General features: G+C 56.1%; 1 rRNA gene. It reads left to right on the top strand.

Going from position 1 to position 478, the window contains the following annotated elements:
• A 23S ribosomal RNA gene (locus ACSNOH_RS35125) occupies positions 1-478 on the top strand; the annotation flags it as partial.

Genomic DNA, 478 nt, shown 5'->3' on the forward strand with positions numbered 1-478 from the left:
AGTCAGAAACCGTATGGATAGGCGAAGGACATGCGAAAGGTCCGGCGTAGAGGGTAAGACCCCCGTAGCTGAAATCTATACGGCTTGCTTGTGCGACACCCAAGTAGCACGGGGCCCGAGAAATCCCGTGTGAATCTGGCGGGACCACCCGTTAAGCCTAAATATTCCCTGGTGACCGATAGCGGATAGTACCGTGAGGGAATGGTGAAAAGTACCGCGGGAGCGGAGTGAAATAGTACCTGAAACCGTGTGCCTACAAGCCGTGGGAGCGTCGGAACAAGGCTTGCCTTGTTCTCGTGACTGCGTGCCTTTTGAAGAATGAGCCTGCGAGTTTGCGGTGTGTTGCGAGGTTAACCCGTGTGGGGAAGCCGTAGCGAAAGCGAGTCCGAATAGGGCGATTGAGTAGCGCGCCCAAGACCCGAAGCGGAGTGATCTAGCCATGGGCAGGTTGAAGCGGAGGTAAGACTTCGTGGAGGAC

The organism is Streptomyces sp. URMC 127, assembly GCF_051386535.1.
Taxonomy (GTDB): Bacteria; Actinomycetota; Actinomycetes; order Streptomycetales; family Streptomycetaceae; genus Streptomyces.